At 71.1% G+C, this 12,885-nt stretch carries 14 protein-coding genes; 10 read left to right on the top strand and 4 right to left on the bottom strand.

Going from position 1 to position 12,885, the window contains the following annotated elements; all coding sequences use genetic code 11:
• A partial coding sequence (locus ABD743_RS32165) for an MFS transporter (RefSeq protein WP_344726505.1) occupies positions 1–248 on the bottom strand: 248 nt, incomplete at its 3' end.
• Between the two features lie 299 nt (positions 249–547).
• Between ABD743_RS32165 and ABD743_RS32170 the strand changes: the two genes are divergently transcribed.
• Positions 548–1,351 carry an NAD(P)H-binding protein gene (locus ABD743_RS32170; RefSeq protein ID WP_344726507.1) on the top strand — a complete coding sequence of 268 codons (804 nt, stop codon included), beginning with the start codon at positions 548–550 and terminating at the stop codon, positions 1,349–1,351.
• 19 nt (positions 1,352–1,370) lie between these two features.
• On the opposite strand, the gene ABD743_RS32175 is transcribed toward ABD743_RS32170, so the two are convergent.
• A complete protein-coding gene (locus tag ABD743_RS32175; RefSeq protein WP_344726509.1) occupies positions 1,371–2,258 on the bottom strand; it encodes a chymotrypsin family serine protease in 888 nt (295 codons plus the stop codon).
• A gap of 253 nt (positions 2,259–2,511) precedes the next feature.
• On the opposite strand from ABD743_RS32175, the gene ABD743_RS32180 reads away from it, so the two are divergent.
• The 9 genes from ABD743_RS32180 (at position 2,512) to ABD743_RS32220 (ending at position 9,669) form a co-directional block, all read left to right on the top strand.
• Entirely contained in the window at positions 2,512–3,159 is a 648-nt protein-coding gene (locus tag ABD743_RS32180; RefSeq protein WP_344726511.1) for a DedA family protein, read from the top strand.
• Between the two features lie 20 nt (positions 3,160–3,179).
• Positions 3,180–3,437, top strand: a complete 258-nt coding sequence (locus ABD743_RS32185; protein ID WP_344726513.1) for a hypothetical protein — start codon at positions 3,180–3,182, stop codon at positions 3,435–3,437.
• Positions 3,438–3,545: 108 nt separating this feature from the next.
• A complete protein-coding gene (locus ABD743_RS32190) occupies positions 3,546–3,986 on the top strand; it encodes a nitroreductase family deazaflavin-dependent oxidoreductase (protein ID WP_344726515.1) in 441 nt (146 codons plus the stop codon).
• A 323-nt stretch (positions 3,987–4,309) separates the two neighbouring features.
• Complete coding sequence (locus ABD743_RS32195; protein ID WP_344726517.1) at positions 4,310–5,521, top strand: substrate-binding domain-containing protein; 1,212 nt, start codon at positions 4,310–4,312, stop codon at positions 5,519–5,521.
• A gap of 5 nt (positions 5,522–5,526) precedes the next feature.
• Positions 5,527–6,291 carry an ABC transporter ATP-binding protein gene (locus tag ABD743_RS32200; protein ID WP_344726519.1) on the top strand — a complete coding sequence of 255 codons (765 nt, stop codon included), beginning with the start codon at positions 5,527–5,529 and terminating at the stop codon, positions 6,289–6,291.
• Positions 6,288–7,043 carry an ABC transporter ATP-binding protein gene (locus ABD743_RS32205; RefSeq protein WP_344726521.1) on the top strand — a complete coding sequence of 252 codons (756 nt, stop codon included), beginning with the start codon at positions 6,288–6,290 and terminating at the stop codon, positions 7,041–7,043. Before ABD743_RS32200 ends, ABD743_RS32205 begins: the two co-directional genes overlap by 4 nt.
• Positions 7,040–7,930, top strand: coding sequence for a branched-chain amino acid ABC transporter permease (locus ABD743_RS32210; protein ID WP_344726523.1), 891 nt, complete (start codon positions 7,040–7,042; stop codon positions 7,928–7,930). The genes ABD743_RS32205 and ABD743_RS32210 overlap by 4 nt, the downstream gene beginning before the upstream one ends.
• Positions 7,927–9,036, top strand: coding sequence for a branched-chain amino acid ABC transporter permease (locus ABD743_RS32215; protein WP_344726525.1), 1,110 nt, complete (start codon positions 7,927–7,929; stop codon positions 9,034–9,036). Before ABD743_RS32210 ends, ABD743_RS32215 begins: the two co-directional genes overlap by 4 nt.
• Before the next feature lie 216 nt (positions 9,037–9,252).
• A complete protein-coding gene (locus ABD743_RS32220; protein WP_344726527.1) occupies positions 9,253–9,669 on the top strand; it encodes a PPOX class F420-dependent oxidoreductase in 417 nt (138 codons plus the stop codon).
• A 111-nt stretch (positions 9,670–9,780) separates the two neighbouring features.
• Here the strand turns inward: ABD743_RS32220 and ABD743_RS32225 are convergent, their stop codons facing one another.
• Positions 9,781–11,628, bottom strand: coding sequence for a helix-turn-helix domain-containing protein (locus ABD743_RS32225; protein ID WP_344726529.1), 1,848 nt, complete (start codon positions 11,626–11,628; stop codon positions 9,781–9,783).
• 141 nt (positions 11,629–11,769) lie between these two features.
• Positions 11,770–12,690: a hypothetical protein gene (locus ABD743_RS32230; RefSeq protein WP_344726531.1), complete on the bottom strand. Its 921-nt coding sequence runs from the start codon at positions 12,688–12,690 to the stop codon at positions 11,770–11,772.
• Positions 12,691–12,885 lie beyond the last annotated feature (195 nt).

The raw sequence follows: 12,885 nt of genomic DNA on the forward strand, positions 1-12,885 counted from the left end.
CCGATGATGAGGCTGCCTGCTGCGGCGACGGCGACGGTGAGGGTCATGGCGGGTTGGCGTCCGGCGTGGTCGGCGAGCCAGCCGAAGAGCAGGCCGCCGAAGGGGCGGGCGATGAATCCGACGGCGAAGACGGCGAGGGTGGCCAGTAGGGCGCTGCCGGGGGTGGTGTTGGTGAAGAACTCGGATGCGAAGAACACCGAGAACGTGGTGTAGACGTTCCAGTCGTACCATTCGAACGCGTTTCCCACGCCGATGGTCACCAGCAGGCCGAATCGACCGGGCGGTCGGTTCGTACGACTCCCGGGCACCTTCAGGACGCTCCTTCCGACCACTGTTCTGCAAGATCATAAGGGTTGGCTTCGCCTATCGACAGGGCATTCGTCGAGATATGTCGACTTCATCGAGAATCGTCGTGTCCGCCAGATATAAGGATTGTCCGTTGGATCCATTCACGGCGTGATAGGCCATCTGTCACCCTCCGGCCCTGGAACTTCGTACGCTGTACGCGGTACTGTCGCCCGTGTTGGATCGGACGAAGGGGGCGAAAGTGACGATCTTGGTGACGGGTGCGACCGGGAACATCGGCAGGCGGGTCGTGGACCACCTGGTGCGGGCCGGCGCGACCGAGGTCCGGGCACTGACGAACAACCCGGTGAAGGCGGCGCTGCCGCCCGAGGTCGAGGTCGTCGAGGGGTACCTGGGGAGGGTCGAGACACTGCCCGCTGCCCTCGCCGGAGTAGACCGGATGTACCTGGCGCCGCTGGAGGACACCGTGCGGGAGGTCGTCTCGCTCGCCGCGGAGGCCGGCGTCTCCCGGATCGTCGACCTGGCCGGCGGGAAAGCGACGTGGTGGGCAGGCATCGAGGTGGCGGTGGAGGAGTCGGGCGTCGATTGGACGCACCTCGAGCCCGGCGAGTTCATGGACAACTACCTGATGTGGGCCGAACAGATTCGCACCACCGGCACCGTCCGCGACGGCTACCCCGACGCCGCTGCAGCACCCATCGACCTCGACGACATCGCCGCGGTCGCCGCCACCGTCCTCCTCGAGGAGGGGCACGTCGGCAAGGCCTACGAGCTGTCGGGTCCGGAGTCGATCAGCCGGGCCGAGATGGTGCGGCAGATCGGGCAAGCGCTCGGCCGCGAGATCCCGTACGTCGAGCTCCTCCACGACGAGGCGGTGGCGCAGCTGACGCCTGCCATGGGGGAGTTCGCGCGGTGGTACGTGGACGGGATGGCCGAGCTGGCCCGGCACCCGCAGCCGGCGGTCCCGACGTTCACGCAGCTCACCGGTCGGCCTGGCACGACGTTCGCCCAGTGGGCCGCGGCCAACGCGGGCGCCTTCCGCTGAGCGGGTGGGTGGTGCGGAATCAGCCGGGCGGGGCAAACGGCTTCCGGCCAGGGACGAGCGCCACCCGTCCGATACCGCCGTAGCGGTTGGCGTACGACAGTGCCATGGCCAGGTCCGTCACGCCGTTGGCGCCCGAGCCGTCGAGGAACTGCACGCTGAGCACTCCGAAGGCTCTGCCGTTGCCGTCGAGGTAGCCGCTGCCGGAGTCGCCGGGACGGCCCGGAGGGTTGGTCAGAACGCGGTGGGAGCGCCCGCCTGAGCCCTCGCTGACGACATCGCCCTCCTTCACCACGGTGCCGCCGTTGTTGGGCTGGTAGCTGAACACCGGTTCCCCGGCCGTCATGCCGTTGCTGTCGAGGGCGGAAGGGCCGCCCAGGATGGGCACGGTGGGGTCGACCGAACCGACGGCACCGGGGTCGACCTGCACGAGTGCGAAGTCGTTGAGAAGGCAGAGCGACTGGTCGCTCTCACCCCGCTGCTGCATCGTCGCCCACGAGCTGTAGGCCAGCCGCCCGTTGCTCCGGGTGCCGTTCTTGTCCTCGATGAGCACGGTGGTGCCCATCGGTAGCGACCGCTCCCGGCAGCCGCTCAGGCCCATCGTCGTACCCGCGCCCGCGCAGTGGGCGGCATACCCGAGGTACGTCTTCCCGCCGCCGTTGAAGACGAACGCCGCGGTGCAGGCGTTGGCGCTGTTCTCGTCGATCGGGCTGAGCATCAGGACGCCGGGCGTGATGGTTCCGGCGGCCTGGGCCGCTGCAGGCTCGACAACCGCGGCCTGGTGCACTGCGGCCTTGTTCAGTGCGGGCCCGCTCGTGGCGGCGACAGCGACCGTTGGCCAGGCTAGGCCCAGCACCGCGGCAGCGACCATGGCGGCGACGGCGCGAAAAACGCTGCGTCGACGGTGCACGGGGACCTCCTCGTGAGCGCTCGTGTTGGCTCCGGTGGACCGACTCTATGTGCCGTCGAGCGCTCCGGAGCGGTCGCGAGGGGGTGGTTTGCTGACGGAGCAATGGACTAGTCAAGGCGGTGGGGTTAACCCCCTACCGGCGCATCCGGGTGCCACCAGCGGCGGCAGGCCGCACATCTGTCAGGCTGGGTGTGCTCCCACCGTGTGAGCATCGCGCCCTGGGGGCGACCGCAATCGAGAGGACCTGCCTGTCGTGCTGGAAGTCGTGGCCGTCTGCGATGCGGTCCTCTACAGCTCGTGGCTGCTGCCCGTGCTCGTGATCCTCATCGCGATCGACGGCCCGTTCCCGGTGCTTCCCAGCGAGACCCTCCTGATGACTGCTGCCGCCCTGGCGTTCGGGCGCCACGACGTGCTGGCCGTGGTCGCCCTGTTCCTCGCCGCGCTGGTCGGCTCGGTCGCGGGTGACCTGCTGGTGTTCGGCCTGGGCCGCTCCTCGCACCGGGTACTGGCCCGCGCCGTCGAGGCCGAGGGCGGGCTCTCCTCGTGGGTGCGCCGGCGTCTGTTGCAGCGTCCCTCGGTGGTGCTGGTGGGGGCGCGTTTCGTGCCGGGTGGACGCCTGCTGAGCACTGCGGCGGCCGGCCGCTACGGGCTGGATGTGCCCCGCTTCCTGCTGGGCTCGGTTGCCAGTTCGGCGGCCTGGAGCGTCTACATGCTGCTGATCGGGCTGCTCCTCGGGCCGATCACGGGGGGCAGTCCGCTGCTCAGCCTGCTCGCGGGCGTGGTGATGGCCGTGCTGACGGCCGGGGCGTTCGCCCTGGTGCAGCGCGTGAGGGCGATGCGGGCGGCCGCGGCAGCGCCGTCCGGCGTCGCGCCTGCATTGGAGCTGGTGGCGCCCCACTGATCGACGCCATACTTCGCCGCGTGGGCACACAGCGTTGGGTGGCCGAGGTCGGCGAGGACAATGCGCGCTGGCTCGCCACCGAGAGCCGCACGGCGCTTCTCGCCTCCGAGTACCGGCCCCGGGCCGTCGGCGGGGGTTGTATCGAGCTCTCCGCCCTTGCCCTGGGTGCTTCCCGCGAGCTCGGTGAGGAAGAGGACGGCTACATCACCGACGACGGCGAGGGCCTTCGCGTCTGGATCGGGGACGACGCGTTCGAGCTGCAGCTCGTCGAACCCTGAGAGCGGCAGGCTCAAACGAGAGCACTGCTCTTGACTTAGCCGGGCCTCGGTGATTCACTTCTCCCGAACGAGAGCACCGCTCTCGAATTGGACAAGGGGAGAGCTTCCATGACCGACGCCCGCTACATCCGTGCCGGCAGCGGCACCGAGATCTTCAACGCCATCGTCACCGGGCTCACGCGCATCGGCGTCAGCATCTACGGATCCCGCGTGTTGGCCGTGCGCGGCCGCAAGAGCGGGGAGTGGCGGACCGTCCCGGTCAACCTGCTCAAGTACAACGGCGAGCGCTACCTGGTGGCCCCCCGCGGACACACCCAGTGGGTGCGCAACATGCGCGCCGCCGGGGGCGGGGAGCTGCGGGTCGGGCGGAAGGTCGAGGCCTTCACCGCCAACGAGCTGGCCGACGACGACAAGCCCGAGATTCTGCGGGAGTACCTGCGCCGCTGGAAGTTCGAGGTCGGAGTGTTCTTCGACGGGGTCGACGCCTCGGCGAGCGACGAGAAGCTGCGGTCCATCGCGCCGGGATATCCGGTGTTCAGGCTGAGCTGAGCTCCGGGAAGGTCAACCGGTGCCGGCGGAGGCTCCCCATTGTCCGCCGGCCCCGGTCACTCCACTCAACGCACGAACATTCGTCGGGTTTCGGTCGTTCTGCACTCTCCGTCGAGTGGGGGAATACGGCCTGTGATCAGCCGGACGCCCGGTGGGCGGCCCTGAGCGGTCGACGGCGATCTGGCAACGGTGAGTGGGCGCGTCGCCGCGGGGAGTGCGCGCGCCACATTGCGCGCGCCGTCGCTGTGGCGTTCCCACCCATGGCCGACAGGCCCCGTGCTTCGTAGCGTCTCCGCAGCCCCGCGTGTGCTCGAGGAGGAGTCATGCTCCAGCGTTCCGGTCGTTCCCCAGCGGCCTTGCTCATCGCCGTCCTGGCTGTGGTGCTCACCGCCTGCGGCGCGCCCGGATCCGGCGGTCAGGACTCCGGCGGCGACAGCGCCACGGCGCCGTTCCGGGTCGGGTTGGTGCACTCCACCACCGGTCCCCTCGCCAGCTACGGCGAGCAGTACGCGGCCGGGTTCACCGCAGGCCTGGACTACGCGACCGGTGGCACGGGGCAGGTCAACGGGCGCAAGGTCGAGGTCACCGAGGCCGACGACGCGGGTGACCCCGCGAAGGCCGTCGCCGCCGCCACCGATCTCATCGGCCAGGGCTACAAGGTGATCGCGGGATCGACGGCATCGGGGGTGGCGCTGCAGGTGGCGCCGCTGGCCGACGAGAACCAGGTGCTGTTCATCTCCGGTCCCGCCGCGACCGACGCCGTCACCGGGGCGAACGAGTACACGTTCCGCTCGGGCCGGCAGACCTACCAGGACGTGTTGACGGCGGGCACGATCGTCGGCGACCCGGCGGGCCGGTCCGTGATCGTCTTCGCCCAGGACAGCGCGTTCGGCCAGGCCAACGCGCAGGCGGTGACCGCCGTGCTCGGCGCGAAGGGCGCGAAGGTCACCCCGGTGCTGGTGCCGGCGGGTGCCACCGACCTCACGCCGTTCGCCCGGCAGGCCGTGGACGCCGCACCGGACCTGCTCTTCGTGGCCTGGGCGGGCGCCAACGCCACGCAGATGTGGCAGTCGCTGCAGCAGCAGGGTGCCTTCGAGGCGTCGACCGTGGTGACCGGGCTCGACATCAAGGCCACCTACCCGATCTTCGGGCCGGCCGCCGACAAGATCCACTTCCTCTCGCACTTCTTCCCCGGCGCCACCGACAACGAGGCGTACAAGGCGCTGGAGGCCGGGCTCGCGAAGCAGGGCACGGAGGTCGACCTGTTCACCAACGACGGCTTCGTGGCGGCTCAGATGGTGGTGCACGCCTTGCAGGAGGGCGGCGACGACCCGGCGGTGATGGCCAAGTCGCTGGAGGGCTGGACGTTCCTCGGTCCGAAGGGTGAGTCGACGATCCGCTCGGCGGACCACGCTGTGCTGCAGCCGATGTTCACCGCCCGGCTCACGCCCACGGCGGACGGTGGGTTCGTCCCGCAGCTCGTCGACACGCTCGCCGCGGACGCGGTGGCGCCGCCCGTCGCGCCCACGAAGTGAGCTCGGTGAGTGCCACCGCGACGGCGGCACCGGTGCTCGCCGCCCGCAGCCTCGGGTGGGTCGTGGGCGGTGCCGTGATCCTCGCCGAGGTGGACCTCGACGTCCGTGACGGTGAGCTGCTCGCGATCATCGGCCCGAACGGCGCGGGCAAGTCCACCCTGCTGCACCTGCTGTCGGGGGTGCGGCGCCCGACGAGCGGCACCGTCGAGCTGGGCGGACGGGACGTCACCCGCGCGTCCGCTGCCGCCCGCGCCCGCCACGGGCTGGGCCGGACGTTCCAGACCTCCAGCCTCTTCGGCGGGCTGTCGGCCCGGGAGAACGTCCGGCTGGCCGTGCAGAGCCGCCGAGCGGGCCCGCTCTCCGTGCTGCGTGGCGCACAGGGACGTGCCGAGCTCGCCGAGTCGGACGCGCTGCTCGAACAGGTCCGGATGACCCACCGCGCCGGGGCGACCGCCGGCGAGCTCTCCCACGGCGACAAACGCAAGCTCGAGATCGCCATCGCGCTCGCCCGGCGGCCGTCGGTGCTGTTGCTCGACGAGCCGATGGCCGGGGTGTCGGTGGAGGACGTGCCGCCCCTGGTGGAGCTGATCGGCGGGCTGCGCGCCGGCGGGGTCAGCGTGGGGATGGTCGAGCACCACATGGACGTCGTGCTCGGGCTGGCCGACCGGGTGGCGGTGCTGCACCACGGGAGCCTGCTCGCCGTCGGCTCGCCCGCCGAGGTCACGGCCGACGCGGCGGTGCAGCAGGCTTATCTGGGGGAGGAGCTGTGAGCACTGCGCAGCGGCCCGCTCGCGGGGACGGATCGGCAGCCGAGCTGTCCGGGCCGGTGCTCGCGCTGGACGACGTCCACGTGCGCATCGGTGGCTCCCACATCCTGCAGGGAGTCTCGTTGTCGGTCGCGCCGTCCGGGGTGACCGCGCTGCTCGGACGTAACGGCGTCGGGAAGACGACCACCCTGCGTGCCGTCGTCGGGCTCGTCCCGCGCACCGGTTCGATCCGGCTCTCGGGCGACGAGATCGGCCGGGGACGTACGCCGTGGGTGGTGCGCCAGGGCGTCGGCTACGTACCCGAGGACCGCGAGGTGTTCGCGACGCTCACCGTGGCCGAGAACCTCCGGCTGGCCTGCCCCGACCCCGAACCGGAACGCGCGGCGCTGGTGCACGAGCTGTTCCCGGAGCTGTCCGAGCGCAGCCGGCAGCGCGCCGGGACCTTGTCCGGCGGGCAGCAGCAGATGGTGGCGCTCGCCCGGGCGCTGCTCCCGCCGAGCCGGCTCCTGCTGATCGACGAGCCGACGAAGGGCCTCGCGCCCCGGCTCGTCACGGAGGTGGCGGCCGCACTGGAACGGGTGGCGCAGGTGACGCCGGTGCTGTTGGTGGAGCAGAACCTGCCGGTGGTGCGCAGGCTCGCCGGGGATGTCGTGGTGCTCGACGCCGGCCGTGTCGTGCACACGGGACGGGCCGACGAGCTGCTCGCCGACGCCGGGCGGACCCGTGAGCTGCTCGGGGTGGGGAGCCGGTCGTGAGTACGTTCGTGTTGCTCTTGGCCACGGGCCTCGGGCTCGGAGCGCTGTACTTCCTCGTCGCCTCGGGCCTGAGCCTGATCTACGGCCTGATGGGCGTGCTGAACTTCGCCCACGGCGCGTTCCTCGCCGCGGGCGCCTACGCCGCCTGGTGGGCCGCCTCGGGTGGACTGCCCGGGGCGAGCGGGAACGGCTGGGGGTTCGTGCTGGCCACCGTGTTCGGCGTGGCGGTCGGGGCCGTGGTGGGCGCCGGAGTGGAGCTGCTGCTGATCCGCCCGCTCTACCGCCGCCACATCGAGCAGGTACTGGTCACCGTCGGGCTCGGGCTGGTGGGTGTGGCGCTGCTGCGTGGCATCTGGGGCGCCGACCCGTTGCCGTTCCCGCGGCCCGGGATCGCGTCGGGCGTCACGACGATCGGCGGCGCCGCGATCCCCAACGACCGCTTCGTGCTGCTCGTCGCCGCGATCGCCGTGCTGCTCGGCCTGCTGGCGCTGCTCCGGTTCACGCGGATCGGGTTGATCATCAGGGCCGGGGTGGAGAACCGCGCGATGGTCGAGGCGCTGGGCATCGACGTGCGCCGCACGTTCACGCTGGTCTTCGCCATCGGCGGCGCGGTCGCGGCGCTCGGCGGGGTGCTCGGGTCGGTGTACCTGGGCAGCGTCTCGCCCGGTCAGGGCACGTCGTTGCTGATCTTCGCGTTCATCGTCGTCGTGATCGGCGGCCTCGGCTCGCTGACCGGATCGGCGGTGGCCGCCGTCGTCGTCGGGCTGGTGCAGCAGCTCGCCAACTACTACACGGCTTCGGGGGTGGGCGACCTGTCGGTCGTGCTGCTGCTCGCGCTGGTGCTGCTCGTGCGCCCCGGCGGTCTGACGGGGAGGGCAGCAGCGTGAGTGAACGTGCGAGCGCAGGCGCGACGGGCCTCGTGGAGCAGGTTCGGCAGCGGGCGACCGCCGGTGAGGCTCCGCGGCGCGCCGCCGGGTGGCGCTCCGCCGTGGCGCCGGTGGCCGTTCTCGTGGTGCTCGCCGCCCTGCCGTACGTCTCGGTGCCGCTGCCCGGCGTGCTGCCGGGGCTGGTGAACAGCCCGGGTTCGATGCAGCTGCTGGCGCTCTGCCTGGTCTTCGGCGGTGTCGCGCTGTCCTACGACCTGCTCTTCGGACGCACCGGGCTGCTGTCGTTCGGCCACGCCCTGTTCGTCGCCGCCGGTTCCTACACGGCCGCGCTGGCGCTGGCCCGCCCCGGCGTCGGGCTCGGCGTGGCCGTCGGGATCGCGGTGGTGGTGGGCGTGGTGCTGCCCCTGGTGGTCGGCGCGGTCGCGCTGCGCGTCACCGGCATCGCGTTCGCGATGGTGACGCTGGCGTTCGCGCAGGCCGGATCGATCCTCGTGCTGCGCAACCCGGGCGGCCTCACCGGCGGTGAGGAGGGCCTGCCGCTCAACCGCGATGGGCTGCCGGACCTGCTGGTCGGCGTGGTCAACGCGCCGTACAGGTACTGGCTGGCGCTCGCGTACCTCGCGCTCTGCTGGGCCGTGGTCGCGTGGCTGGTCCGCTCGCGCGCCGGTCACGTCTGGGCGGCCGTTCGGGAGAACCCCGAGCGCGTCGCGGTGCTGGGCCTGTCGGTGTACCGGTCGCAGCTGCTCGCCGTGCTGGTGGGAGGGCTGCTCGGCACCCTCGGCGGGGTGGCCCACCTGCTGGTCGTGGGCGGCGCCACCCCCTCGCTCACCACCAGCGAGCTGACGCTCGGGCTGCTGGTGATGGTGGTGCTGGGCGGTGCCGGCAGCAGGTGGGGCGCGGTGGTCGGCGGGGTGCTCTACACCTACCTCGACAACCGGCTGCTGGAGCTGGCCGGTTCCGACACGGTGGCCGGGCTGCCGGCCGTGCTTCGCGTGCCGCTCTCGGAACCGACGTTCGTGCTCGGCGCACTCTTCATCGCGGTGGTGTTCTTCGCCCCCGGTGGCCTGGTCGGTCTGGTGCGCCGCCGGCGGGCGCCGACTGCGTGACAACCGACCCGAAACACATATTGCGCCGAGCAATTGGCGCTCGATAAGCGGTTCTCCGGTGTGACGTCGGACGTGGGTGACGCAGACTTTTCGAAACCGTGGTTACTTTCGACGGCGGTACTCGACGCGCACTCATACCTGCCGGGGATGGAACATGTTTACTCCAGTAATCGGCGATAACGCCCGGGACGATGGCGAGCTCGCGGTGAGCATCTGATGGGTGTCGAGCTGCCACAGGCGGCCAAGGACCTGCTGGACGGACGAACCTACGTCGTGCTCACCACGATCCGTTCGGATGGCGGCCCCCAGTCGGTGGTGACGTGGGCGTCGCGGGACGGCAACGACGTGCTGATCACGACCCGCCGGGGAGTGGCCAAGGAGGTCAACATCAACCGGGACCCGAGGGTCTCGGTCTGCTTCTTCGACCCGGGCCGCCCGGGCGAGGCCTACACGGTCTACGGCTCGGCGACGCTGTCCGAGGAGGGAGCGGACGACCTGGTGGCAGAGCACTCCGGGAAGTATGTGTCCACCAGGCCCGACCCGGTGACGTACCTCCGCCGCAAGGGCAACGACTTCACCTCTCCCAACGTCGTCATCCGCGTGACGCCGGAGAAGGTGCGCGAGCACCACTGAAGCGCCGGCACGGCCGGCTGATCGCCGACCGCCGGACGATCGGTCTGGTGCGGCGACGATGATCGCCACGAGATCGGGCTTTCGGCCCTCCGGAGGGCCGAAACCCCGATCTCACCGCGATCTATCGGAGATGCGGAGCTTGCGCAGCCGCAGCGCCAGCTGGATCTCCAGAGCCCGGTCCGGGCACTGCCAGTCCTCGCCGAGCAGCGAGGCCACCCGCTCCAGCCGCTGTGCCACCGTGTTGACGTGCACGTGCAGCAGGCCCGCCGCGCGCCGCGGGCTGCCGCCCACCGCGAAGTACGCCTCCAGCGTGCCGAGCAGGTCGCTGCCGCGTCTGTCGTCGTACTTCGCGACCGCGCCGAGTACCCGGTCCAGGTAGCGGTCCACATCCGCGGGCGCGCTCGTCACCAGCCCCGCGAACCCGAGGTCGCGCGCCGATCCGGCCCGCATCCCGATCGCCGCGAGCGCGTCGGTGACACGGCGGGCCTCGACGTGGGTGTCGTGCAGACCCGCCGCGGGCACGACCGGACCCGTCGCGCCGACCGTGAGCTTCACGTCGTCGGTTCCCAGCCGCCGCGCCAGCACGGCGGCGACGGCCGAGGGGTCCCGCCCCGGGACGACGGCCACGACCTCCCCGTGGTGGTCACCGGCGAGCCCGCGGCCGTCTCCGGCAGTGGCGGCGGCCAGGTGCACGCCGCGGCGTGCGCCCCGGCACACCGCCAGGATGTGGGGGGTGTTCAACCGCAGGCCCAGCAGCCTGCCGCGCTCGACGAGGGTGGTGTCGACCGTGCCGTCCGGTCGCGCGAGCAGGTCGGCGAGCAGGTCTGTGCGTACCCGCTGGTCGGACTCGGCGGCACGGAGCCGGAAGAGCAGCACGAGCGCGGTCACCATCGCTGCCCGCTCGACCGTGCGTCCCTGCCCACTGTCCAGCGGCGGGCAGCCACCGAGCACGAGCGTGCCCAGCCGCTGCCCGGCAGCGCTCACCACCGCCGCCGACAACCCGTCGGCCTCCGCGAGCCTGCCCGACGCGGCCGAGCGGCGCACCGCCTCCACCGCGCCCAACGGGTCGTGGTCGGGGCCCGGGTCGGGTGCGGGGCCGTAGGACGCGATCCGCTGGTCGTCGACGTCGAGCACCGCGACCCAGCATCCGAGGATCTCGCCGAGGGCGGCGGCGATGTCGTCGACTCCGCCCCCGGACAGCACGACCCCGGCGAACCGGTCGTGCGCGGCCGCGGCCTGCTCGATCCCGGCGTGCGCGCTCGACAGGGCGGCGAGCGCCTGGGCGGTCTCGGCGGCCCGCCGCGACTGCACCAGCGAGACGGCGGCGAGCGCGGACAGTGAGCCGAGCAGCGCCACCTCACCACGGGTGAACGGCCGACGGCTGCGGTTGGCGGCGAACAGGACACCGACGAACTCGCCGTCGACGACCAGGGGGGTGCCGCAGATCGCGACCAGGCCCTCCTCCTCGACGGCGGCGTCGATCTCGGTGGTGTGCGCGTAGCGGTCGTCGCCGGGATAGTCCGCCGTCCAGTACGGCCGTCGCGTCTGCGCCACGAGGCCGCCGAGTCCGGCGCCCTGCGGCAGCCGGAGGGCCTGGAACCGCGCCGACACCGACCCCGCGGTCGCCCGCATGAACGTGTCGCCGCGCTCGGCGTCGGCCAGCGTCAGGTAGGCGACGTCCGTGCCCAGCAGGCTGCGGGCACGCCGCACGATCGCGTCGAGCACCCCGCCGGGATCGGGCCGCGAAGCCAGGTCCCGCGCGATGTCGACGAGGGCCGAGAGCTCTGCCTCGCGCCTGCGATGGGCATCGATGCCGCTGCGCACCCGCAACGCGAGCTCGCGGGCGATCTCGCCGCTCTGCGGGTCGGCCTCTGCGAGCACGCGCGCCTGCTCGTCGATCCGCTCCGCCGGGGCGTCCTGGGCGAGCAGGCGCAGCATCTCCAGAGCGGTGCGGGACACGGCGGCGATCATGCCACCGCCCGGGACGAGCTCGTCGGAGTTGTCAGGGTTCGGCCCCGAAATCCAGCGGCGAGGCGATGATTTCGAGCACCGACCGCAACGGGCTTCCTGGCACAGCCGCGCCGGCGAGGCGGCGTGCCGCTACCCGTTGGCTTCTCTGGGCTGGGGTCGTTGGTCGTGGAAAATTTTCACGCCCTCCACCAACCCTTTCTGCGTCACCTCTGGATGGCTTACGAGCCACTTCTTCGTTTCCTTGGCGTCCGGCGCCGTTTCCACCATCCGATACTGTGTGAGATAGCCCGCGACGCGCTCCAGGATCACGCTGTCGTTGATTTTGATCAGCATCGGCCCGGACGTATCGGTGAAAACCTTCAGTGCGACGCTCGCCTCCCGTCCTCGGGAAGCGAGCGTGCTGTCCAGCTTGTGGAATTCGAGGGCGAGTCGCTTGTGTTCCCCCGACATATCCGTGTTGTCGTCGATGATCTTGGTCAGCTTTCTGTCTGCCCTCTTCTCGTAGGTCTCGCCGATGGCGAGCTTCAGGGCTGCCGCCGCCTCGCGGCCGAACGCGCGCAGTTCGGAAGAGATCTTCCGCTCGTCTTCGGTTTGTCCCTTTTCTCGAGGATGGAGGCGCTTGTTGACGGCGTCTACGGCGTGTTGCATCTCGTGGGAGACGGCGGCAGCGAAGCGTCGCAGTTCGAGCGCAGTTGCATTCGGCGGCGGCGGATTGATCAAGATCTTGCCGCCCGTCGCCTCGAGGTGGTCCAGCGTGAACTGCGCACGAGCGTTCTGACCGAGCGTCGAGTGCTCGTCGATCTCGACTTTGTCTCCGGCGTCCAGCACCTCGTAGATATCCCGGTACGGGACGGCAAAAGCGGCGCCGGGCGCCTGCCCGGGTGCTGCCGCCAGTAGCGCGCCGAATGCGTCGGGATGGAGGTGGTTCGCCGACCACGGCGCCCTCGCGTAGTTGATTCTGCGCTGCACGAACGGCTCACAAGTAGCAATATTGAAATCGGAGAAGTTCGTGCCCGAACGGGGCTGCAGGCCCTGCCGGACCGTATCCACCAACAACTGGCTCCTGGCGCCTGGTACATCGCACACAGCAGATCGCTGTACCGGAGGCGGAGGAACCGAAGCAGTTGGCGCGAAGCATTGTTCGACGAGCCGTGTGACGGACGCGTTGCCCGCCATCCGTTGCAGTGTGAGCGTCGACTCGACGATGGGTCCGTGCCGCCCGGGGCGCGCGCGGGACGGCCGGAT

It is taken from the genome of Pseudonocardia yunnanensis, assembly GCF_039534065.1.
In the GTDB taxonomy this organism is placed as follows: Bacteria; Actinomycetota; Actinomycetes; order Mycobacteriales; family Pseudonocardiaceae; genus Pseudonocardia; species Pseudonocardia yunnanensis.